Raw genomic sequence first — 22,860 nt, 5'->3', positions numbered from 1 at the left:
GTTACCCTTCGCAAAAGTTGACCAACCGTGACAACCAACCCCATGGGTGAGACCGTCGAACAAGTCGACGGCACTCGGAAGGGGGCTGGATGGTTCCGGGATACCGCGAGATTCGGGAACTCGGCGTCGGCGGGGGCGGGCGCGTGGTGCTGGCCACGTACGCCGCCACCGGTGCCTACGTGGCTATCAAATACCTCAACGCGACGCTCAAGGACAACCACCGCTTCCTGGCGCGCTTCCGTGCGGAGGCGCGTGTCATGGTGGAGTTGCAGGACCCGAACGTGGTCCAGCTGTACGAGTACTACGAGGACGTGCTCGAAGCCGCGATCGTGATGGAGCTGGTCGACGGGGTCGCGCTCAGGCGGATCCTGAGCGAGCACGGCAGCACCAGCCCGGAGGCGGCGCTGACCGTGCTCAAGGGCTCGCTGCTCGGCCTGGCCTTCGCGCACGCGGCCGGGGTCGTGCACCGCGACTACAAGCCGGAGAACGTGCTGATCCAGGCCGACGGCGGCAGCAAGCTGGCGGACTTCGGCATCGCCGCCCACGTCGGGGAGACCGGCATCACCGCCGGCACCCCCGCCTACATGGCTCCCGAGCAGTGGGAGGGAGCGGCGGCGAGTGCCGCGACCGACGTCTACGCGGCCACCTGCGTCTTCTTCGAGTGCCTCACCGGGCGCAGGCCGTACCTGGCCGATCACCGCGCGGCGCTGATGCACGGGCACCTGACCGCGCCGATCCCGGTGACGGAGGTGCCCGGCTCGGTCCGCGCCCTGGTCATGCGGGGCATGGCCAAGGACCCGAACGACCGGCCGCGGGACGCGCGGGCGTTCCTGGAGGAGCTGGAGGCCGCGGCGCTGTCGGCGTACGGGCCGGAGTGGGAGCAGCGCGGACGGCGGCACCTGGCCGAGCTCGCCACGCTGCTGGCACTGGCGTTCCCACTGGCCAGGCCCGCGCCGAGGGCGAGTTCCTCGGTGGCCCAGACCGTGCTCGGCCGGATGGGGCGGGTGCGCCGTCCCCGGCTGGGCCCCAGGACGCTGGCCGGGCTTGGGGTGGTCACCGTCGCGATGACCGCCGGTGTGATCGCGGCCAACCGGCCGCATGACCGGCTCTCCGCCGACACGATCTTCACCCCGCCGCCCGGCTCAGCGATCATCCAGGAGACACCGGCGGAACGGAGCCGGGTTCCGGAGCCGCCTGAGCCGTCCGTCGGGCCGAGCCCCTCGCGAAGCGCCGCCGTCGGGCGGCCCGTGCCCCCCGCGGAGAGCACGGCTCCCGCCCCCGTCACGTTCCCCTCGCCGATGCCGAGCCGGACCGTGGACCCCACCCCCTCCACCTCCCGGCCGAAGCCCACACCCACACCCACACCCACACCGAAGGCCACCCCCACACCCACACCGACACCCACACCGCGGCCGCCGACGCCCACCGCCACGCGCACCCCGACACCCGCGCCGACCGTGACGGTGACGCCGCCGGAGCCCGCGCACACGGTCAGCGGTCTGCGGATCGTGGGAATCGACGCGAACGGCACCACGGTCGCCTTCCGCGCCTCCACCGCGGCGGACGTCGCGGTGACCGTCACGTTCGCCGAGGGACCGGAGCGCGGCCGGCTCGTCCAGGCGCCCCCGCGCACCTCCGTCCTCGACGGGTCCGCGGCCTACTCGCACACCGTCCCGCACGCCTTCACGGTTCCGGCCTGCGGGCAGACCCTCTACCGCCGGGTCACGGTCGAAACCTCGCCCCGCTCCTCGGGCGGGACCGCCGTCCGCATCCAGGAGGTCCACGGCGAGCCGTGCTCGCCGCCCTCGGTCTCCATCACCGCCTTCGACGGCACCGCCGTCGGCTTCCTGGTCAGGACCTCGGGCACCGCGCCGGTGACCGTGCGGCTCGGGTTCGCTCAGCGGCTCGACGGCGCGGTGACCAGCGGCACCCGGGAGCTGGAGCTGTCCGGCGCCACCGAGTACGCGCGGGAGGTGAAGGGGGAGTTCGCCGAGCTGCCCCGGTGCGGGGAGCGCGTCACCCGGCTGGTGACGATCAGTACGGTCCCCGCGGGCGACATGCCCTCCCGGACCGTCCGGATCGATCTGCCCTCCTGCACTCCCACCGCCGGCCCGACCCCGGACCCGGCCTCGGAGAGACCACAGGACTCCGAACGGCCCACCGTGGACGAACCCGGCCCCGGGCGAACCGGCGTGGACGGCATCTTGTGAGGTAACCAAGCGTGCGCTAGCTTGGCGATCGATGACCGGATCGATGACCGGCGACACGCTCGCCTACTGGGATGCCTGCCGTCGCGGCGGGTTGGTCGTCCAACGCTGCGCCGGCTGCGCCCGGCGAGTGCACCTGCCCGCCCCCGAGTGCCCCGGCTGCGGCGGCACCGACCTCCCCTACGAACCCGTCTCCGGCGACGGCACGGTGCACACCTTCACGGTCGTGCACCGCTCGTTCGTGCCCGAGTTCCGGGGGCGGGAGCCGTACGTGCTGGCCTGGATCGACCTTCCCGAAGGGGTGCGGGCGTTCGGGCAGGTCGTGGAGTGCCCGCCGGATCTGGTGCGGATCGGCATGCCGGTGCGCGTGACCTTCGTCGACGACCTACCCCAGTGGAGGCCCGCGTGAGCAAGCTCGGCAACGTCCTGATCCCCGTGGACGACCTGGAGACGGCGATCGCCTTCTACTCGGGGACGCTCGGGCTGGCGGTCAGGTTCCGCGACGGCGACCGGTTCGCCGCCCTGGACGGCGGGGGCGCCACGGTCGCGCTGGTCACGGCCGAGGAGAGGGTGGCGGGCGAGGTCACCGCGCCCTCGTACAAGGTGGACGACGTAGCGCGGGCCACCAGGGAACTGGCGGGGGCCGGGGCCGAGCTCGTCCGGGAGCCGGAGACCGGACCGCACGAGATCAGAGCCGTACTGCGCGACCCGTCAGGAAACGTCTTCGTCCTCTACTCCTCGCACTGAAAGCCCGCACCGATCACCCCTCGCTCCGAACGGAGGCCAGAGATGGCGCGCCCGACCCCGGCAGGCACCCCGTACGGCAACTACGCCCACGCCATCCTCACCGCCAACGCCATGCGCACCCCCGACAGGGTCGCGCTGACCTACTGCGGTGAGCAGAGCTTCACCTACGCGGAACTCGACCGGCTCGTCAACAGGCGCGCCCACGCGCTGGCGGAGGCCGGCCTCGCCCCCGGGCAGCGGGTGGCCGCGCTGCTCAACGAGACCCTGCACGTGGCCGAGGTCTACCTGGCCGCGGCGAAGCTCGGCGCCGTCACCGCGGCGCTCAACCCGTACTGGCCCGCCGACACCCTGGCCGCGGTCGTCGCGCACTCCGGCGCCACCGCGTTCGTGTACGACTCCACGGTGGAGGCCGCCGTCGCGGAGATCCGCCCCCGGCTGCCGGAGATCACCCGCTGGATCAGGGTCGGCGGCCCCGGCGAGAACGCCGTGGACCTGGACGCGCTCACCTCGAACGCCGCCGAGGACGAACCCGCCCTCGGCGGCTGCTGGGACGACCCGCTGGCGCTCTACTACACCTCCGGGACGACGGGCCTGCCCAAGGCGGTGGTCCACACGCACGCCTCGTCGCTGGCCACCGCGCAGATCTGGCTCGACGTGCCGCGCACCGAGGACTCGGTGCTCGGCACCGGGGCGATCATCTGGGGCATCGGCTTCCCCGCCCTCGTCGGGCCGGCGCTCTACGCGGGCATGCGGCTGGTGCTCGAACAGGACTGGGGACCGGCGAACTTCCTGAGAGTGGTCCCCCGGGAGAAGGTCACCCACGTCTCGCAGATCCCCTCCTTCTACGCGGCGCTGCTGGGCTCCGACGACCACGCGGGCGCCGATCTGTCGTCCCTGCGGGTCATCATGCTGGGCGGCGAGCCGCTCCCCGCGGCGCTGCTGGCCAGGATGAGGGAGCGGCTGCCCGACGCCGGCGTCTACTGCTACTACGGCCAGACGGAGGCCCCCTACACCTGCTTCGGCCGGGTCGACGACGGCAGCACGCCGCTCGGCTCCTCGGGCAGGGCGCGGACCGGCAACGCCGTGCGGATCACCGGCCCCTCGGGCGCCCGGCCGGCCGGCGAGGTCGGTGAGATCAACCTCGCCGGGCCTCACCGGATGACCGGGTACGACGGCCTGCCGGAGAAGACCGCCGAGGTGCTGCGCGACGGGTGGTACGTCGGCGGCGACCTGGGCGTCCTGTCGGAGGACGGAAACCTCACGGTGCTCGGCCGCCGCGAGGAGTCCGTGCTCAAGGGCGGCGCCTGGTCCCAGCCCTCGGTGATCGAGGAGGCCGCGGTGGCCCTGGACGGCGTGGCGGAGGCCGGTGCGGTCGGCGTGCCCGCCCAGGCCGAGGGGCAGGAGGCGGTCGAGCAGCGGATCCTGCTCGCGGTGGTGGCCAAGACGGGACACCCGGCCGAGCCGGCCAAGATCGCCCTCGCCCTGGCCGAGACACTGCCCGCGCACCAGCGCCCCGACCACGTCGTCGTCGCCACCGAACTCCCGCACTTCCAGGACGCCTCCGGCGGACCCGGCAAGCTGCTGAGGCGGGAGATCCGGGAGAGGTACCAGAACCGGATGGACGAGACGTGACCGCGTCCACCGGCGGGCCGCCCGAGGCGTCCGGGACATCACGGTTCGCGGAGCACGAGGTCAAGGCCCTGCTGCGGGAGTGGGGGGTGGCGGTACCCCGAGGCGCCACGGCCGCCTCCCCCGCCGAGGTCACCGCGGCGGCCCGAGGACTGACTCCTCCCCTGGTGCTCAAGGCCCACGGCCCCGGCCTGGTGCACAAGTCGGACGCGGGGGCGGTACGGCTGGGGCTGTCCGGGCCGGCCGAGGCGGCGTCCGCCGCCGACGAGATGCTGGCCGGACTCGTCTCGCGGGGCATCACGCCCGACGGGTTCCTGGTGGAGGAGCAGGCCGCACCGGGGGTCGAGCTGATCGTCGGCGTGCTGCGCGACCCGGGTTTCGGCCCCGTCCTGCTCACCGGGCTCGGTGGCGTGTGGACCGAGGTCATGCGCGACACCGCGCTCTGTCTCTGTCCCGCCTCCGAGGCCGACGCCCGGCGGATGCTCGCCGCACTGCGCGGCGCGCCACTGCTGCACGGCCACCGCGGCCGGCCCGCCGTGGACTCGGAGGCCCTGGTCGGGCTGCTGCTCGCGATCGGCGGGGCCGGAGGACTGTGGGAACGGCTGGATCTCGGCGAGTTCGAACTCAACCCGGTGATCGCCACCGAGGAGGGCGTGGTCGCGGTGGACGCGCGCTACCTTCCCGGCATGGCGGAGCCCACCGGGCCGGGACCGGAGGAACCACGACAAGACAGGTCGCGGCGGGAAACCCCGGGGCAGGACTTCACCGCACTGTTCGAGCCCAGGGCGGTGGCCGTGGTGGGCGCGTCCGCGAGCAGACCGAACTTCGGGAACATGTTCCTGGAGTTCTACAAGGCCACCGGCGTGCCGCTGGTCGCGGTGCACCCGGAGGCGGACGAGATCAACGGGGTGCCCACGGTGCCGACCCTCGCGGAGGCGGACGCCGACTACGCGCTGGTCGCCGTACCGGCCGAGCGCTGCGCGGAGGTCATGCGCCAGGCGAAGGGCGTCTCGTTCGTCCAGGTGATGAGCGGCGGGTTCGGCGAGGCCGGGGCCGCCGGGCTGGAGGCCGAGCTGGTCAGGGCGGCGCGGGAGGCGGGGGTCCGGCTGCTCGGGCCGAACTGCATGGGCGTCTACAGCCCGCGCGGCGGGCAGACCTTCATCGGCGGCGAGCCGGGTCCTCCGGGTCACGTGGCGTTGATCTCGCAGAGCGGCGGCCTGGCCGGAGAGGTGGTCAGGGTGGGCGAGCGGCGCGGGCTGGCGTTCAGCCGGGTGGCCACGGTCGGCAACTCCGCCGACGTGACCCCCGCCGAGTTGCTCGGCTGGCTCGGCGGTGACGAGCACACCTCGGTCGTCGGCATGTACCTGGAGGACCCCCGGGACGGCCGTGCCCTCTTCGAGGCCCTGATGTCCGTGCGCGGACGGCTCCCGGTCGTCCTGCTGGTCGGCGGCCGGAGCGGCCAGGGGCGCAGGGCGGCCGCCTCGCACACCGGCGGCATGGTCGGCGACGGCCGCGTCTGGCGGGCCCTGGCCGACCAGACCGGCGCCGTCCTGGTCGGCAGCCAGGACGACCTGATCGGCGCCCTGTCCTTCTTCCAGTCCCACGCCTCCAGGATCGCTCCCCCCGCCGGGGCCGTCGCGAATACCGCGCGGGAGCCGTGGACGGGCCACGGCGAGGACGGCCTTCCCTCTGTACTGGTGATCGGCCCGAGCGGCGGGGCGAGCGTGCTGGCGGCGGACGTCCTCGACGCGGCGGGGCTGGCGCTGGCGGCGCTGCCCGACGAGACGCGGGACGTGCTGAAGGCCCTGGGCGCGGGGGCCGCCGGCACCTCTCCGGCCAATCCGCTGGAGGTCCCGGTGGGTCCGCGAGGCCGCCCTGAGCTGGTCAGGGAGGTCATCGGGGCGATCGTGGCGCGCCGGCCGTACCCCGACGTCGTGGCGCACGTGAACGTGCAGAGCTTCTTCACCTTCGGAACCTCCGCCGACCCCCTCTACGCGTACGCGCACAACCTCGCCCGGGCGCAACGGGACCTGCCGGGAGCCAGGATCACCCTGGTCACCAGGAACGGCGAGTGCGCGCCGCCCGGAGTCGAGGACGAGGTCCGCGCGATCGCCGCCGGTGCGGGAATCCCCGTCTACCGCTCGATGGAGGCGGCCGCCGTGGCCGTCGCCGCCGCCGCACGTTTCATCCGAGGAGCTTGACATGGGTCTTCTGGACGGCAAGGTCGCGCTGGTCACCGGTGGCGCCAGGGGCATGGGCGAGTCCCATGTACGGCTGTTCCTGCAGGAGGGGGCGCGGGTCGTCTTCGGCGACGTGCTCGACGAGGAGGGCAAGGCGCTCGCGGAGGAGACCGGGGCGCTCTTCGTCCACCAGGACGTGACCAGGCCCGAGGACTGGGAGCGCGCGGTCGGCGCCGCCGTCGATGCCTACGGCACGCTCGACGTCCTGGTCAACAACGCCGGAATCCTGAAATTTCGTCGGATCGAGGACATGACGCTGGAGGAGTTCGAACGCGTCCTCGACGTCAACCTCAAGGGCACCTGGCTCGGCGTCAAGTCCGTCATCGAGCCCATGAGGGCCGCCGGCCGGGGCTCGATCGTGAACATCTCCTCGGTCGAGGGCTTCATCGGCGCCGAGGGCATGTCCGCCTACTCCGCCTCCAAGTTCGGCGTACGCGGGGTGACCAAGGCCGCGGCCCGCGAGCTCGCCCAGTTCAAGATCCGGGTGAACTCCGTGCACCCCGGTGCGATCAACACCTCCATGGTGCTGGATCCGGAGATCATCGCCAAGGTGGACGCGGAGGCGTTCCTGAAGTCCATGGTCATCAAGCGTTTCGCCAAGCCTGTCGAGGTATCTCATGTGGTGGCCTTCCTCTCCTCCGACCGGGCGAGCTACTGCACCGGTAGCGAGTTCACGGTGGACGGCGGCCTGCTGACCGGCGCGGGCTACTGATCCACCGGCGCCCATCCGGTCACGGTCACGGCGCGTACGGGGGCGAACCACCCTGCGCATAGTGTGGATGGTGCCGGTCGGACCCGAACATGTGGCGGTTCGCCTGCCGAGGCCGGCGTGAGGCGCTGATGAACGTTGATGGATGAGGTGGCACCGGCCACCCAGAAACGGTGGCGGACAGCGGGGCTGCCACCCGAGGTGACCAGTTTCGTAGGACGTCGGCATGAGGTGGCCGAGGTCAGGCGCCTGCTGTCCGGAGCCCGCGTGGTGACCCTCACCGGCCCCGGCGGTGTCGGCAAGACCCGGCTGGCCCTGCGCGTCGCGGCCGACGTCCAGCGGGCCTTTCCCGACGGGGTGTGGCTGGTCGAGCTCGCCGGGCTGAAGGACCCCGAGCTGCTCGGCGCGTCGGTGAGCGAGGCCCTGACGATCAGGGACACCTCGCACCGCCCCCCGGTGGAGGTGGTCGTCGAGCACCTCAGGGAGAAGCGTGCGCTGCTGATCCTCGACAACTGCGAGCACCTCCTGCGGGACTGCGCCGTGCTGGTGGAGATCCTGGTGCGCTCGGCCCCCTGCCTGCGGATCCTCACCACCAGCCGGCAGCCGCTGGGCATCGCCGCCGAGCAGACGCTGGCCGTGCCGACGCTGCCGCTGCCGCCGCCGGCACCCGACTCCAACCGTCCGAGACTGCCCGCCGAGCCCGCCACGCAGTCCGAGGCGGTACGGCTGTTCGCCGAGCGGGCCTGCGCCGTCCTACCGGATTTCACGGTCACCGAGGCCAACCGGGCCGCCGTGGAGCAGATCTGCCGCAGGCTGGACGGCATCCCGCTCGCGATCGAGCTGGCGGCCGCACGGTTGCGCGCGCTCTCTCCCGAGGACCTGCTGGCCAGGCTGGACGACCGGTTCCGGCTGCTCACCGGTGGTTCGCCCACGACACTGCCCCGCCAGCAGACACTGCGCGCGCTGATCGACTGGAGCTACGCCCTCTGCACGGAGAAGGAGCAGCTGCTGTGGGCGCGCGTCTCGGTGTTCGCCGACGGCCTGGACCTCGAAGCGGCCGAGGCGGTCTGCGCGGGGGACGGCATCGATCGCGAGGAGGTGATCGACCTGGTGATCGGGCTGGTGGGCAAGTCCGTCCTGATCAAGGAGGATTCCCCCGCCACCCCCTCGGTGACCCGCTACCGGCTGCTGGAGACGATCCGGCAGTACGGCCGGGAGCGGCTCATGGACCTGGGGCAGGAGACCGCGCTCCGGCGGCTGCACCGCGACCACTACCGGCGGCTGTCCGCGGAGGCGTACGCACAGCGGTTCGGCCCGTTCCAGGTGGCCTGGTTCGGCAGGTTGAACCTCGAACACGCCAACCTGCGCACCGCGCTGGAGTACTGCTTCACCGACCCCGAGGAGACCCCCGCCGCCCTGGGCATGGCCACCGACCTGCTCTACCACTGGATCACGAGCCACTATCTCAGCGAGGGACGCCACTGGCTGGACCGGAGCCTGCCGGCCGTCACCGGGCCCGACGAGATCCGGGGCCGCGCGCTGTGGTCCAACAGCTGGCTGGCCATCATCCAGGCCGACATCACCGCCGCCACGGCGATGCTGGAGGAGGCCCGGGCGCTGGGGGACCGGCCTGGGCACGAGCCGACCCTGGGCTACGTCGCGCTCTACTCGGGGATGATCGCCATGTCCCGGGGAGACCTCGGAGCCGCGATCGAGCTCTACCAGGAGGCGGCGGCGCGTCACCGCGCCGACGACGACCCGACGGGCCTGGCACTGACGCTCATCCGGCTCTGCCTCGCCCACTCCTTCCTGGGTGACTGGGCGAGTTCCGTCTCCGCGGGCGAGGAGTGCCTCACACTCTGCGAAGCCCACGGGGAGGGCTGGCACCGGGCTTACGCGATGATGGCGCTCGGCATCGGGGTCTGGTCCCGGGGCGACGCCCGGCGCGCGACCGAGCTGGAGAAGGCGAGCCTGAGGTTCAACCGTTCGCTCGACGATCTGCTGGGCATCGGCGTCAACCTGGAGGTGCTGGCCTGGATCGCCGCCGCGGAGGGGGACCACCGGCGGGCGGCCGTACTACTGGGGATCCTGGAGACGATCTGGCAGGCGATCGGGGCACCGATGTCCGGGTTCGGACACCTCATGCACTACCACGACGAGTGCGAGGCCCGTACGCGTGAGGCCCTCGGGAAAGCGGCCTTCGACGCCACCGTCAGGCGGGGCGCGAAGCTGCCCTGCGACGAGGCGCTGGCCTTCGCCCTCGACGAGGGCGCCCGCTCCGGCAGGCATCCCGGCAGGGCCGAGCCGTCGCCGTCGCCGTCCCCGCTGACCCGCAGGGAGACCGAGATCGCCCAGCTCGTCGCCCAGGGGCTGAGCAACAAGGAGATCGCGGCCTCGCTGACGATCGCCCAGCGCACCGCGGAGGGTCACATCGAGCACATCATGACCAAACTGGGCTTCCACTCCCGAGCCCAGATCGCCGTCTGGATCGGCGAGCGCAACCGGGACACGGACGGGAGTCACCCATCCGGCACCTGATGGGAGAAGGGGGCGCCGGAGCCGACGAGTGCGGCGATCTCGTCGGCTCCGGCGGGCGGCGGACGGCGAGTCGGGGAACTCGGCCTCCGCTCTTCGGAGGTGGTACGTGGGTTCGGCTCCCGGCGGGGGTGGGGGTGACCGGCGCGTATGGCGGACCCGCGGTCAGCACTCGGCGGCGGCGTACGCGGGGAGCTCGAACCAGACGGCCTTGCCGCCACAGGTACGGTCGCTACCCCAGCAGCAGGAGAGCAGGTCGAGCAGGTGCAGCCCGCGCCCCCGCTCGTCGTCCGCGCATGCCTGGTACACGCGGATCGGGGAGGGGTCCGTGTCCGCGTCCTCGACCTCGCAGCGCAGCAGGCCGTCCTCGAAGGAGAGGGCGAGCCTGATGGTCCCCCGCGAGTGGTGCAGCGCGTTGGTGACCAGCTCGCTGACGAGCAGCTCGGCGACCGTGCTGTGCTCCTCCCGCAACCCCCAGTCCGCCAGACAGGCGCGGGTCATCCGGCGCGCCCGGGGCACGGATGCCGACTCGGGCGTGAGGGAGAACGACGTTTCCTTCACATCCGGCTCCTCGGGGAAGAGGGTCATGGGCGCCACCTCGACCGGGTGCGGCTCGCGCACGCGGCCGTCGCCGACGGCGACCGGCCACGGCTGGGCGACCTGCTGGAGCGGCGTGCTCGGCCCCTGGCCGGTGGGAACGCGAACCGGACTCATGCCGCCTGCCTCATCGGAACGCGGTGAGTGGGCATGTCGTGGACGGGAGTGCTCCGCCCGTCCGGCAGGAGCGCTCCGGTGTCATCGAAGACCACGACGCCGTTGCAGAGCAGACCCCACCCCTGCTCGGGGTGGAAGGCCACGAGGGACGCGGCTTCGTGATCGGGGGCGCTTGCGAGAGGGCATCGCGGCTGGTGCTGACACATGGCTCGTACCTTTGATCCTTCATTGGTTGCAGTTGAGCCTTCGATGTGACAAGCATCTCTCAGCATCAATCCCGACATACGGGGATAAATACCCATATCCATACCCATTTCGCCGATGGTAAAGAGGTCGACCCTCGGCAGGGGGGATGGTCAACAGGGTCGATCCGCGCGGAAACAGCGCTCCTGGCTCCGATCGCGGAAGCCCCGTAGATCTTTTCGCCAAATGCTCTACTCACGAAAGATCACGCGAAAGCCCCCTGACGTCGCCTTTTGTCTAGGTATATGACGCCGAGTGACTTTGCACACACTTTAGACTGTTGTGACCTATCCTTGCCGCCGGGTAGCCACCCTCGTCACCGAGTAACCGGAGGATGCCCCGGCCTTCAGGCCAGAGAGGAATCCGGCTTCCCGCGTAGCGGGGCAGGGATCGCCGATTCGCCGGAATCGGCGACCAGGGCATCCTCCAGCAGGCAAAGTATTTCGGAGTTCAGGGAGCGACGCTCGCGCCGAGCGCGAACAACGAGCCGGGCGTGAAGGTCGCCGGGGACTCTGAGGGTGATGCGGGTCTCGGATTCCATAACACCAGCATAACGTTAAAGAAGTGGTAACATGACACCATGGTGACACTAGAGGCGGCGGAGGAGACCAGGCTCGCCCGCTACACCTACCGGCTTCGCGTGTCGTCCACCGCCTCGGCGGCACTGCTGTCGGAATGGGACCGGTGCCGCTGGGTGTGGAACCAATGTGTCGCCGAATCACGCGCCGCGCACCAAGCCAACGACACCTGCGGACCCGCCCGGCTCGACAAGATGCTGACCGGGTGGCGTGGTGAGCACGAGTGGCTGCGCCAGGGCGGGTCGGTGCCGCAACAGCAGATCATCCGGGACTTCGCGAAGTCCCGCGCCAAGGCCCTCAAGGACATCAAGGCCAAGCTGCCGATACGGCGGCGCGCGGGCATGCCCCGGTTCAAGAGGAAGAACCTTTCGGCTCCCACGCTCAACTACACCCGGCGGGGTTTTCGCCTCAAAGACGGCCGCCTGCACCTGGCCGGAAAAATCGCCCTGACGGTGGTGTGGTCGCGCCCCCTGCCCGCCGCCCCCACCAGCGTCCGCCTTTATCGCGACGGCCTCGGCCACTGGTATGCGGTCCGTCGGGCAGCGTGAGCCAGGAATCCCCTTGCCCTTAAGGCAGGGGAGGATGTCAAGGAAGACAACCGGCCAGTGGTGCCGCCGCACGCGTCTCACCCGTTCCCCGGGAGGCTCGCGTGAACGTGCCGTCGCTCGCCCCCGTCTCCCGGTGGCCCGGAGCGGTCGGGGCGGTAGGGCCGGTTCCCTCACCTCACCCGCCGAACCAGGCGACGTCCTGGTGCACAGCGGCTACCGGGGACACCGTCGCAGGACAGGGGTTCCGGCCTAGTAGGGCCTGGTCAGGTGGAGGTCGACCCGGCGAGTCGCCCGGCGGCAGGGCCTTGAGTGGGGCGACGGTTGGAAGTCATCCGTCCCATCTGGAGCTCTGTGTCTCTTCCGCCTCGTCTTCAAAGGACCGACACGCCGCCGCGTCCAAAGCCGACCAGACCCTACTAGGGACCCGTTGACATCCTCCCCCTCGTAAACGAGGGGGATTCCCACGGTCGCCCGTGAGGGTTCCTGCTTCACCGCCGGTTGCCCGCCCGAGAGGACTCTCGTTGAGGTCTTACACCAGCTCCACAGGCGTTTTACCTCTCCGCCAGCCCGGCGGCGAGGATGTTCTTCGCGGCGTTGACATCCCGGTCATGGGCGGCACCGCAGGCACACACCCACTCGCGAACCCCCAACGGCATGGACCGCTGGATCGCGCCGCACGCCGAGCACAGCTTCGAACTGGGAAACCAGCGGTCCACCGCTACCAGCGTGCGCCCGTACCACCGGGCCTTGTACTCCAGCATGGAGCGCAACTCCCGCCAGGACGCATCCGAGACGGCGCGGGCCAGCGAGCGGTTCTTGACCAGGTTGCGGACGGTCAGGTCTTCCACGGCGATCACTTGGTTCTCGCGAACAAGCCGTGTCGTGACCTGGTGCAGGTGATCCCTTCTGCGGTCGGTGATCCGGGCGTACACCCCGGCGACCTTCAGCCTCGCCTTGGCCCGGTTGTTCGACCCCTTCTCCTTACGGGCCAGCGCCCGCTGGGCCTTGGCCAGCTTGCGCCGGTCACGGCGTTCGTGACGCGGGTTGACGATCTTCTCCCCGGTCGACAGCGTCGCCAGTGCGGTGATGCCCGCGTCCACCCCCACGCTCTGCTCGACCGGCGGCAGAGGGCTGATCTTCTCCTCGACCAGCAGGGACACGAACCAGCGGCCCGCCGCGTCCCTGCTCACAGTGACGGTGGACGGCTGTGCGCCCTCGGGAAGGGGACGCGACCACACGATGGCCAGCGGCGCGTCCATCTTCGCCAGCGTCAGTGCGCCCTCACGCCGGCGAAACGCCGAGCGGGTGTACTCGGCCGACGCCCGCGCCTTCTTCCTGCTCTTGAACGTGGGGTACTTAGCGCGTTTGGCGAAGAAGTTGGAGAACGCCGCCTGCAGGTGGCGCAGCGCCTGCTGGAGCGGGACCGACGACACCTCGGACAGGAAGTCGTAGGCACCGCTGCGTTTCCACTCGGTCAGCCGGGCGGAGGACTCCACGTAGGAGACGCGACGCCCTTGGAGGGTGTAGGCGCGGGTGCGTTCTTCCAGGGCCTTGTTGTAGACCAGGCGCACACAGCCGAACGTCCGGGCCAGCTCGCCGGCCTGCTCGGGGGTCGGGTGGAAGCGGTACTTGTAGGCCCGCTTCACGATCTGCGCCACGCCTCGCACCATACCGTGCGATCAGCTGAGGATCGTGCGTGTGTTCGGTACGGCGGTCCGCCTGGCGGCGAATCGCCTGCCCCTGTCCTGCTCCGCAGGAGCCCGATTCCTCCCCCGCCTGAAGGCGGGGGTCTCCTCGGAGGGACCCGATGAAGCTAGAGATGATCGGCGGCGAAGGCGGCCAGCGCGGCCACCGCGTCGCGGCTGCGCCGCCAGGGGCGGACGATCATGCGGTCCACGCCGAGCCCCTCCCAGCGCGGGATCTCGGCGGGGCCGCCGAGCTCGTAGGCGTGCGCGGTGACCGAGAAGGGGCGGTCGTCGCGGAGCGCGGCGAGCCTGTCGAGCTGCGGGCGGATCGTCTCCAGGGAGTGCGGCATGCTGATCCAGCCGTCGCAGAGCCGGGCGGCCCGCCGCAGGGCCGCGCCCGACTCGCCCCCGGCGAGGATCGGCAGCCGGTCCTGGACCGGTTTGGGCTCGAACGCGACCTCGGGGAAGTCGTAGAAGCGTCCCGCGTGCGCGACGACCGGCTCGGACCAGAGCCGCCGGGTCACCTCGATCGCCTCGTCCAGGCGTGGGCCCCGGGTCGCGAAGTCCACCCCGGCCGCCAGCCACTCCCCCTCGTACCAACCGGCGCCGACCCCGCAGATCGCCCGCCCTCCCGAGACCCTGTCCAGGGTGGCGAAGGCGCGGGCGGAGACGAAGGGATGCCGTAGCGCGTAGAGGTGCACGGCGGTGCCGAGCCGTACCCGCGAGGTCAGCCCGGCCAGCCAGCACAGGTAGGCGGGGGCGTCGAAGAGCGGGGTGACCGGGGAGATACCCGGCCTGTCGGTTCCCGGATAGACGGCCAGCGACAGGTCGGTGGTGAACACCAGGTGCTCGGGCAGCCAGACCGACTCGAACCCCAGCTCGTCGGCGGCGACCGCGACGTCCCGCCACGCGTCCGGATGGATCAGCCCCAGCGGGACCCCGAACCTCACGGCGCCTCCCTCGGTGACCGTGGGGAAACCGCGCCCCCGCGCGGGCGGCCCCGCTCTTGGCCGGCCGGGACCTCCCGGCTCACGGCCACCTCACCGGTCCGGCGGAACCGAGGATCTCGGCTCTCAGCCGGGACCGGTGCAGGGCGGTGCCGCCGTAGGCGGCGGAGAGGGACCACACCCGGGCGAGCCACAGGTGCAGATCGAGCTCCTCGGTGTAGCCGATCGCGCCGTGCACCTGAAGCGCGGTCCTGGCGGCCAGCTCGGCGGCCTCTCCCGCGGCGGCCTTGGCCGCGGCGACGTCCCGGCCGGCGGTCGGCAGCTCCCTGTCCACCGCGAAGGCCGCGGCGTAGACCAGCGGCGCGGCGAACTCGACGGCCACCGCCATGTCGGCGAGCAGGTGCTTGACCGCCTGGAAGGACCCGATCTGGACACCGAACTGCCTGCGGGCCAGCGCGTGGCCGACGCTCGTCTCCAGCAGATGCCTGGCCGCCCCGACCAGCTGGGCGGCGACCGCCACGGTGACCGCGCGGACCGCGGGGGCCACCGGGGCCGTGAGCCGGGTCACACCGTCGGTCACACCGTCGGACACACCGTCGGACCCCGCGTCGAAGTCCACCGCGAACAGCCTCCTGGTCCGATCGACCCCGGACTGGGGCGTGAGCCGCGCCCGCCCCGGCCGCACCGCGTACGGGACGCCGTCACGCTCGACGACCAGCAGGTCCGCCAGGTCCGCGTCGGGAGAGTAGACCTGGTCGCCGATGCGCACGCTCACCCGCAGCGAGCCCGCGGCGAGCTTGCCCAGCCCCGGGTCGCCGGCGAGCAGCAGGGGGGCCGCCACCGCCGTCTCGGCCACCGGACCGGGGAGCGCGGCCCTGCCCGTCTCCTCGAAGGCGAGCACCGCGTCGAGGAGCCCCAGCCCGAGGCCGTCGTGTTCCTCGGGGACCAGCAGCCCGAACAGTCCGATCTCGGCGAGCCGGGACCAGGCGGGAGTCCGCTCCGTCCGCGCGGCCCAAGCCGGGCAGTGCGCGGCGAGTACCTCCCTGACCGTGGCGGCCAGTGCGAGCTGGTCATCGGTGAAGGCGAAGTTCATCGTGGAAGCCCCAGGACGCGTTCGGCGATGATGTTGCGCTGGATCTCGTTGGTGCCCGCGTAGATCGGTCCGGCCAGGGAGAACAGGAAGCCGTCCAGCCAGCGCCCGTCGTCCTCGGCCTCGGGGGCACCTCCGTCCAGGAGGCCGCGCTCGCCGAGGAGCCGCAGGGCGAGGGTGTGCATGCGCACGTCCAGCTCGGACCAGAAGACCTTGCCCATGCTGGAGGCGGAGCCGATCTCCTCCCCCGCCGCCAGACGGCGGGCGGTGCCGAAGGTGTGCAGGCGGTAGGCCTCGGCGTCCAGCCAGGCGCGGGCGACCTGGTCGGCCAGGGCGGGATCGGTGCCCTCGGTGCCACCCGAGCGGGCCAGCCGGACCAGCCGGTCGGCCGTGGCCGTGAACCGGCCGGGGCTGCGCAGGGTGAGGCCCCGCTCCGAGGAGGTGGTCGCCATCGCGATCCGCCAGCCCTCACCGGGGGCGCCGAGCACCAGGTCGTCGGGAACCTCGACGCCGTCGAAGAACAGTTCGGCGAACCCGTGCTCGCCGTCGAGCTGGGCGATGGGCCGTACGGCGACGTCGGCCAGCGGGAACATGAAGTAGGTCAGGCCCCGGTGCCTGGCCGAGGCCGGTCCGGTCCGGAACAGGCCGAAGCCCCAGCCCGCGTAGCAGGCCCGGGAGCTCCAGGTCTTCTGCCCGTACAGCCGCCAGCCGCCCTCCACCCGCTCCGCGCGGGACCGCAGGGCGGCCAGGTCACTGCCCGCCTCGGGCTCGGACCAGGCCTGCGCCCAGACCTCGTCGGCCCTGGCCATCGCGGGCAGGAAGCGCTCCCGCTGCTCCGCCGTGCCGTACGAGAAGATCGTGGGGGCCAGCAGGAAGATGCCGTTCTGGCCGACCCTGCCGGGGGCGCCCGCCGCCCAGTACTCCTCCTCGAAGATCAGCCACTCGACGAGGCTCGCCCCCCGGCCGCCGTACTCGACGGGCCAGGAGACCACCGACAACCTGTCGGCCGCGAGCAGGCGCTCCCACTCGCGATGCGCCTCGAAGCCCTCCCTCGTGTCCATCGAGGGCAGCGGGGCTGCCGGGACATGCCGGGCCAGCCAGTCCCGCACCTCGGCCCGGAATTCCCGCTCCGCGGGAGTGAAGTCCAGATCCACTACACCAACCTAGCGCACGCTTGGGTAAGCGTACAGCGGGCCGTACCGCGAAAGGCCCGGAGCGATGGTTCCGCTCCGGACCTCGACCACCCGGGTGGTGCCCCTCGCCCGAGGGGCACCACCCGGGTGTTTGCCCGGCGTCACCCGTCCGAACGCCGCTGCGCGGACGACCGTCCGGCCGATTCGGACGGGTGACGCCGATTCCGCTCGGGCGAGCGCCGCCGGCGCTCCCCCAGGAGTGGGCACCCACCCGAGCGGACGTGATCAGCGCTGCTCGGGCGGGCGCCGCCCCATGTTCCGGCGCAGTTGCTCCAGCTCCGCCTCCAGACCTGCGATCCGGGTGTTCGCCCCGGGTCCGCCCGACCCCTGCCGGGGCTGCGGCGGGCCGTACGGCGACTGCGGGCGGACCGCCCGGGTCTCGGGCCCCGCCGGGAGCGGGTAAGGCGGCCGCTGCTGGTACTGCTGCGGCGGTGCGCCGTACGGCTGCCCCTGCTGGCCGTACTGCGGCTGTCCGTACTGTGGCTGGCCGTACTGTGGCTGGCCGCCCTGCAACTGCGCCGGGTAGCCGGGCTGCGCCCCGTACGGAGCGGGCGGGAAGGAGGCCGGTCCCTTGGCGCGGCGCTTGCCCCTGGCGACCGCGACGATCGTGCCGATCACGAACGCGGCGACCAGGCCGCCGCCGCCCCAGAGCAGCCACGGCAGGAGCGGGGTGCCGCTCTCGTCCTTGCCCGCGGTGATGGCCTGCTGGGAGTCGCTGATGTACTTGGCGACGTACGGGTGGTTCGGCTGCAGCGCCTGCACCTCGCGGAACTTGGGCAGCGCGTCGGAGTACCTGTTCTGGAAGAACAGGTCGAGCGCCTCGTTGTAGGCCGTCGTCGTCGTCGACTCGGCCGGCTTGATGTTCTTCTCGTTCAGCTTCTCCTTGACGACGCTGACCGGCAGCACGAAGCTCTCACCCTCGGTGGAACCGCCGTCCTGCTGGATCAGGCCGCCGACCAGGATGCCGATGACCTTGCCGTCCTTGCTGAACACCGGACCGCCGGAGTTACCCGGGTAGGAGGGCGCCTGGGTCTGGATGTACGGCACCCCCTCGGGGGTCTGGCGGCTGGCGTTGTAGGGACCCTCGGTGAACGCCGGGTTGAGCTTGGACTCAAGGTTGAAGATCGAGGTCTGCGTCACGGTGCCGGGGAACCCGCTGATGTAGAGGGTGTCGCCGACGCGCACGTCCGAGTCCTCGCCCAGCGGCACGGTCGGCAGGTTGCTCTGCCCGTTGGCCTTGAGGATCGCGACGTCCTTGCCCGGGTAGACCGTGCCCTTGGCGACCAGCTCGATCGGCACCGTCTTGGTGCTCTTGTCGACGCCGCCGCCCGGCAGGCTCTGCAGCAGCGAGAGCGAGCTCTGGACATTGCGGATCTTGATGTTCTCCGCGTTCCAGATCTGGAAGATCTTCACCGCGTTCCGGAGGATCTCCTCGTCGGAGGCGATGTCGCCGAGCTCGGCGACCAGGTCCGCGGCGTCCTTCTCATTGATCTTCGTGAGCGCCTGGGTCGCGAAGGTCTGGGCCAGCTCGGTGTCCTCCTGGCCGACGCAGTGCGCCGCGGTCACCATGTAGCCGTCCGGCGTGATCCACCAGCCGGTGCACAGCCCGCCCGCCGTCGCCTCGACGACCCGCTCCTGCCCGCCGGGTGAGAAGTAGCGGCCCGGGTTCTTGACCATCTGCTGCACGATCCAGCGATAGATGCTGTTCTCGTCGGAGGAGATCTTGCCGCTCTGTACGGCGTCGACCCCCTGCTGCGTCAGGACCTTGAACGCCTCCTCGTTCGTCACCGGCGTCGGCACGGCCACGTCCGCCGTGTAGGACACAGAGGTCAGCTGGACGGACGGGTGCGTCCTGGCGGCCAGCCACGTCCCGACGGGGACGTCGACTTCTTTGGGTTTGGCCACCGCTGTACCCGGCAGTGCCAGCGTGCTCGCCAGCACCAGGCCCGCGACGGCGCTGATTCTTCCCCACATCTTCGTACTCTCCCCAAAACTTGCTTCCCGAGGCGAGAGCATGACGGGAACCACTTGGGGAGTACTTGGAAGCGACTGGTAGGCCGCCGGGAGCGTCCGGCGACGTGCTGGAACCCTCCCGGCGCTCAGGGGACGGGACGGGCCCCGCGCCGGTAAGCGATCAAGGTATGGGCGAGTATATGCCCACAACGGCGAGCGTCGAATCCGTACCCCACCCGCGCGGAGAACGAGGTCAGCCGAGATAGGCGGCACGGACCACGGGATCCTCGCGGATCTCGGCGGGAGCGCCCGAGGCGATGACGTGGCCGAGGTCGAGGACGACGAGACGGTCACAGGTGTCCATCACGAATCCCATGTCATGTTCGACCAGCAGGATCGTCGTCTCCAACGCCCCGATGACCTCCTCGATGCGAGCGGTCTGGTCGGCGTCCAGACCGGACGTGGGCTCGTCGAGCAGCAGGAGCGACGGCGCGTCCGCGAGGGCGCGGGCCAGCTCGACCAGGCGTCGCGACCCGGCGGGAAGTGCCGCCGCGTAGGCGTCGCGCAGCCCGTTCAGCCCGCAGAGCTCCAGCACCTCGTCCACCCGCTCCCCGCGGGCCCGCTCCAGGTTCCGGCGTCCCCGCCAGCCGACCAGGTCGGCCGGGAGCCCACCTCCCCCGCCTCTCCACTCCATCGCGGCCAGCACGTTGTCCGCCACGGTCAGCCGGCCGAACACCTGGGTCCGCTGGAAGGTACGGCGCAGTCCGGCACGCGCCCGCCGCACCGCCGGGATGCCCGTGCTCTCGCGGCCCATCACCGAGACGGAACCCGAGGTCGGCCGGCGCAGTCCGGAGATCACGTCGAACAGCGTGGTCTTACCCGCCCCGTTGGGCCCGATCACCCCGCAGACCTGGCCCGCCGGCACCTCGAAGGAGACGTCGGTGAGCGCGTGGACGCCCCCGAAGGAGACCGACACGGCCTCGACCCGCAGCGCCGCGCTCATCGCCACCCCGTCTCTCATGTCACGACACCCCCAGATAGGCGGCGGTGAGCCTGGCGCCGTCCACCTCGGCCCGGGGGCCGGTCCAGGTGACCCTGCCCAGGCGCATGAACGCGACGGTGTCGGCGAGTTCGAGCACCGAGGTGGCCTTCTCCTCCACCAGGAGCAGCGCGACGCCGCGCTCGCGCAGCTCGGCGAAGACCTCGAAGACCTGCTCGACGACGAGCGGTGCCAGGCCGAGCGAGGGCTCGTCGGCGACCAGTACCCGAGGTGGCCTGACCAGAGCGGGAGCCAGGGTGAGCAGCTGCTGCTCACCGCCGGAGAGTGCCCCGGCGGCGAGCCCCCGGCGCCTGGCGAGTTGCGGCAGCCGCTCGTAGACGGGATCGGGATCGGCGAGCCAGGTCCGCAGATTCTCGTCCACGGTCAGCCCGGGGAAGACACCGCGCCCCTCGGGTGCGAGCAGCACACCTTCCCGCGCGCGGCGGTGGGCGGGCCAGGAGGTCACGTCGGCCCCGTCCAGGACCACCCGCCCCGCCGTCACCCGGAGATCCCCCGCGGCGACCGCGCAGGTGGTGGACTTGCCCGCGCCGTTCGCGCCGAGCAGCGCCACCACCTCTCCCGGCCGTACCGCGAGGTCCACCCCGCGCAGCACCGTGACGTCCCCGTACCCGGCGACCACGCCCTCCAGCCGGAACAGCGCGTCCTCGACGGCGGGTGCCCGCGGCGGTGCGGTGACCGGGCGGTGGCCGGTCCCGTTCGTCACCTTCACCGCCGGAGCGGCCTCCTCGCGCGGGGGTGTCCCGCGTTGGAGGGCCGCGGCGCGGTCACCGCGCGTGCGGCGGCGGTGGCGGGCCTCGCCCAGCTGGGCGAGCACCCCGTCCGGATGCCTGGCCAGGATCATCCCGCCGGCCCCGAAGAGGATCGCCCCGACGTGCGCGGAGACGTGCCACCCGGCCAGCAGCTCGGGGAAGATCGCGGCGATCAGCCCGCCGAGCACCGCGCCACCGATCCTGCGGACGCCCTGCAGGACGACCACGGCCAGCCAGACGAAACCCGAGAAGGCCGGCAGGTCGGTGGCCGTCACCGAGCCCTTGGAGATCGCGAACAGCACTCCGCCCAGCCCCGCGATCCCGGAGGCCAGGGCAAAGAGCATGATCTTGGTGCGGGGTGCCGAGATGCCGGAGGTGGTCGCGGCGGCGGGCGCGGAGCGGACCGCCAGGACCGCCCGGCCCGAGGCCGACCGTTCCAGGTTCCGCACCAGGAGCCCGACCAGCCCGATCAGGGCCAGCAGCAGCAGGACCCGTACCCGGGGGTCGGTGGTGTCGGCGAACCCCAGTCCGAGGGCGGGCAGCGGCCAGCCGATCGTGCCGTTGCTGAACTCGTCGATCTGGAAGAGCACCTGGTCGGCGAGGAGGGCGAGGGCGAGCGTGGCCAGGGTGAGAATCCGGCCGCCCAGCCGGAGGGCGGGCAGCGCGACGAGCACGCCGACCGCTGTCGCGCCGAGCACCCCCAGCAGGATCGCCACCGGTAGGGGCAGGCCGGAGGAGAACGCCCAGCCGCAGGTGAGCGCGGCCATCGAGGCGAAGGACGCCTGCGCGAGGTTGACCATGCCGCCGATGCCGGTGACGACCACGAACGAGCAGAAGATCAGCGCGAGGACGAGCCCCTGGGCCACCACGCTCACGGAGAAGTCGTCGGCCGGGCGGGTGAGGGTCCAGGCCAGCAGCGCGACCAGGCCGAGCGCCCACGGCAGGCGCCGCCGCCACGGCGGCAGGTCGGCCAGGTGATCGGGCGGCGGCGCGTCCTCGGCGGCTGACCCCGCGATGCGGTCTTTGGACCGGTTGAGCAGGATCAGCCCGACGAACAGCAGGATCACCGGTACCGCCGTGCGCAGTCCCGTGACGTTCTCGGCGAAGTCCGCGTACCCCGCGACCAGGTTCTGCACCACGCCGAGCCCGAGCCCTGCCGCGAACGTCCAGGGGATCGACCGGAGCCGGCCGAACACCGCGGCCGTCGCCGAGACGAACAGCATCACGGTGAACGCGGTGGAATCCAGGCCCAGGGTCGAGACCGCCAGCACCCCGGCGAGCCCGGCGAGTGTCGAGCTGAGCGTCCAGGCCATGGCCGAGGAGGCGTCGACGTCGATCCCGCGCAGGGTGGCCAGCCCGCGGCGGTCCACCGAGGCGCGCATTCTCAGGCCGTACGGCGTGTGCCGCATGAAGGCCCACAGCCCCGCGGCGGCCAGCACCGCGAAGGCGAAGGTGATGAGCTGGTCGGAGTCGAGGTGAACGCCGCCGAAGGCGTAGGTGGCCGCCGGGTAGGGGCCCAGGCCGCGCGGCAGCGAGGTCGCGTCGGCACGTGGCAGCCCGAGCGGCTCGGCGACCAGGTCGACGACCAGCAGCCCGAGTGCCGGGAGCGCGATCGTCAGGCCGATGGTCCCGACGATCTGCGCCGTCTCCCCCGCCCGGGCGAGGCCGCGGAACATGACCCTGTGCAGCAGGTATCCGAGCAGCGGTGCGAAGAGCGCCACCGCGACCACCCCGGCCGCCCAGGCGGGCAGCCCGAGACCCACGTTGAGTTCGAAGTACAGCAGCGCGGCCAGGAACCCGATGGCCCCGTGAGCGAAGTTGAACACGCCCGTCGCCGCGTAGGACAGGGTCAGCCCCGAGGCCATGACCGCGAAGACGGCTCCGGTGACGAGACCGCTGAGAATGTAACCAACAAGCTCGGACATAAGGGCCTTCACCCCGGAATTTCGCGCCTGGTTGCTGACTGTTCACGGGTGTGACCGGTACGACCGGCCTACGACCGGCCTTCGAGCGGGCCGGGGCCGCTCCCCGAA

17 protein-coding genes and 1 pseudogene are annotated in these 22,860 nt (G+C 71.8%); 8 read left to right on the top strand and 10 right to left on the bottom strand.

From position 1 onward, the window contains the following. Positions 1–89: 89 nt before the first annotated feature. The 7 genes from ACQP0P_RS12260 to ACQP0P_RS12230 all read left to right on the top strand — a co-directional run bounded on the left by ACQP0P_RS12260 (position 90) and on the right by ACQP0P_RS12230 (position 10,070). On the top strand, positions 90–2,210 hold the full coding sequence (locus tag ACQP0P_RS12260) for a protein kinase domain-containing protein (protein WP_433375047.1): 2,121 nt from the start codon (positions 90–92) through the stop codon (positions 2,208–2,210). A gap of 31 nt (positions 2,211–2,241) precedes the next feature. Beyond that, positions 2,242–2,616, top strand: a complete 375-nt coding sequence (locus ACQP0P_RS12255) for a Zn-ribbon domain-containing OB-fold protein (protein ID WP_433375044.1) — start codon at positions 2,242–2,244, stop codon at positions 2,614–2,616. Next, positions 2,613–2,954: a VOC family protein gene (locus tag ACQP0P_RS12250; protein WP_433375042.1), complete on the top strand. Its 342-nt coding sequence runs from the start codon at positions 2,613–2,615 to the stop codon at positions 2,952–2,954. Before ACQP0P_RS12255 ends, ACQP0P_RS12250 begins: the two co-directional genes overlap by 4 nt. 42 nt (positions 2,955–2,996) lie before the next feature. Further along, a complete protein-coding gene (locus ACQP0P_RS12245) occupies positions 2,997–4,586 on the top strand; it encodes a class I adenylate-forming enzyme family protein (protein WP_433375039.1) in 1,590 nt (529 codons plus the stop codon). Further along, complete coding sequence (locus ACQP0P_RS12240) at positions 4,583–6,784, top strand: acetate--CoA ligase family protein (protein WP_433375036.1); 2,202 nt, start codon at positions 4,583–4,585, stop codon at positions 6,782–6,784. Before ACQP0P_RS12245 ends, ACQP0P_RS12240 begins: the two co-directional genes overlap by 4 nt. A 1-nt stretch (position 6,785) precedes the next feature. Then, positions 6,786–7,535 carry a glucose 1-dehydrogenase gene (locus ACQP0P_RS12235; RefSeq protein WP_433375033.1) on the top strand — a complete coding sequence of 250 codons (750 nt, stop codon included), beginning with the start codon at positions 6,786–6,788 and terminating at the stop codon, positions 7,533–7,535. 138 nt (positions 7,536–7,673) lie between these two features. Beyond that, a complete protein-coding gene (locus ACQP0P_RS12230) occupies positions 7,674–10,070 on the top strand; it encodes an ATP-binding protein (RefSeq protein WP_433375030.1) in 2,397 nt (798 codons plus the stop codon). Between the two features lie 162 nt (positions 10,071–10,232). Here ACQP0P_RS12230 and ACQP0P_RS12225 read toward each other — a convergent pair whose 3' ends face one another. From ACQP0P_RS12225 to ACQP0P_RS12215, 3 genes are all read right to left on the bottom strand, one after another. Beyond that, on the bottom strand, positions 10,233–10,781 hold the full coding sequence (locus ACQP0P_RS12225; RefSeq protein WP_433375027.1) for an ATP-binding protein: 549 nt from the start codon (positions 10,779–10,781) through the stop codon (positions 10,233–10,235). Continuing rightward, on the bottom strand, positions 10,778–10,987 hold the full coding sequence (locus ACQP0P_RS12220) for a DUF5999 family protein (protein ID WP_350912810.1): 210 nt from the start codon (positions 10,985–10,987) through the stop codon (positions 10,778–10,780). The genes ACQP0P_RS12225 and ACQP0P_RS12220 overlap by 4 nt, the downstream gene beginning before the upstream one ends. 383 nt (positions 10,988–11,370) lie before the next feature. Continuing rightward, the gene (locus ACQP0P_RS12215; protein WP_433375024.1) at positions 11,371–11,565 is read right to left on the bottom strand and encodes an Arc family DNA-binding protein; all 195 of its coding nucleotides are present in this window, start codon (positions 11,563–11,565) and stop codon (positions 11,371–11,373) included. A 39-nt stretch (positions 11,566–11,604) separates the two neighbouring features. On the opposite strand from ACQP0P_RS12215, the gene ACQP0P_RS12210 reads away from it, so the two are divergent. After that, positions 11,605–12,150, top strand: coding sequence for a hypothetical protein (locus ACQP0P_RS12210; protein ID WP_433375021.1), 546 nt, complete (start codon positions 11,605–11,607; stop codon positions 12,148–12,150). A gap of 465 nt (positions 12,151–12,615) precedes the next feature. Here ACQP0P_RS12210 and ACQP0P_RS12205 read toward each other — a convergent pair. From ACQP0P_RS12205 to ACQP0P_RS12175, 7 genes and pseudogenes are all read right to left on the bottom strand, one after another. Further along, positions 12,616–13,820 (bottom strand): annotated as a pseudogene (locus tag ACQP0P_RS12205) (RNA-guided endonuclease InsQ/TnpB family protein); the annotation flags it as partial. A gap of 143 nt (positions 13,821–13,963) precedes the next feature. After that, positions 13,964–14,785, bottom strand: a complete 822-nt coding sequence (locus ACQP0P_RS12200) for a TIGR03619 family F420-dependent LLM class oxidoreductase (RefSeq protein ID WP_433375019.1) — start codon at positions 14,783–14,785, stop codon at positions 13,964–13,966. A 79-nt stretch (positions 14,786–14,864) separates the two neighbouring features. Further along, positions 14,865–15,875, bottom strand: coding sequence for an acyl-CoA dehydrogenase family protein (locus ACQP0P_RS12195; protein WP_433375016.1), 1,011 nt, complete (start codon positions 15,873–15,875; stop codon positions 14,865–14,867). Beyond that, positions 15,872–17,026 (bottom strand): acyl-CoA dehydrogenase family protein, encoded by a 1,155-nt coding sequence (locus tag ACQP0P_RS12190; protein WP_433375013.1) that lies wholly within the window; start codon positions 17,024–17,026, stop codon positions 15,872–15,874. Before ACQP0P_RS12190 ends, ACQP0P_RS12195 begins: the two co-directional genes overlap by 4 nt. A 264-nt stretch (positions 17,027–17,290) precedes the next feature. Further along, the gene (locus ACQP0P_RS12185) at positions 17,291–19,039 is read right to left on the bottom strand and encodes a trypsin-like peptidase domain-containing protein (protein ID WP_433375010.1); all 1,749 of its coding nucleotides are present in this window, start codon (positions 19,037–19,039) and stop codon (positions 17,291–17,293) included. A 232-nt stretch (positions 19,040–19,271) separates the two neighbouring features. Further along, a complete protein-coding gene (locus ACQP0P_RS12180) occupies positions 19,272–20,039 on the bottom strand; it encodes an ABC transporter ATP-binding protein (protein ID WP_355557579.1) in 768 nt (255 codons plus the stop codon). Between the two features lies 1 nt (position 20,040). Then, positions 20,041–22,752 carry an ABC transporter permease subunit gene (locus ACQP0P_RS12175; RefSeq protein ID WP_433375007.1) on the bottom strand — a complete coding sequence of 904 codons (2,712 nt, stop codon included), beginning with the start codon at positions 22,750–22,752 and terminating at the stop codon, positions 20,041–20,043. Between the last annotated feature and the right edge of the window lie 108 nt (positions 22,753–22,860).

This window comes from Streptosporangium sp. CA-115845, from assembly GCF_050943795.1.
Classification (GTDB): Bacteria; Actinomycetota; Actinomycetes; order Streptosporangiales; family Streptosporangiaceae; genus Streptosporangium.
The sequence above is the reverse complement of the archived record's forward strand: the minus strand, read 5'-3'. Positions and strand labels throughout refer to the sequence as shown.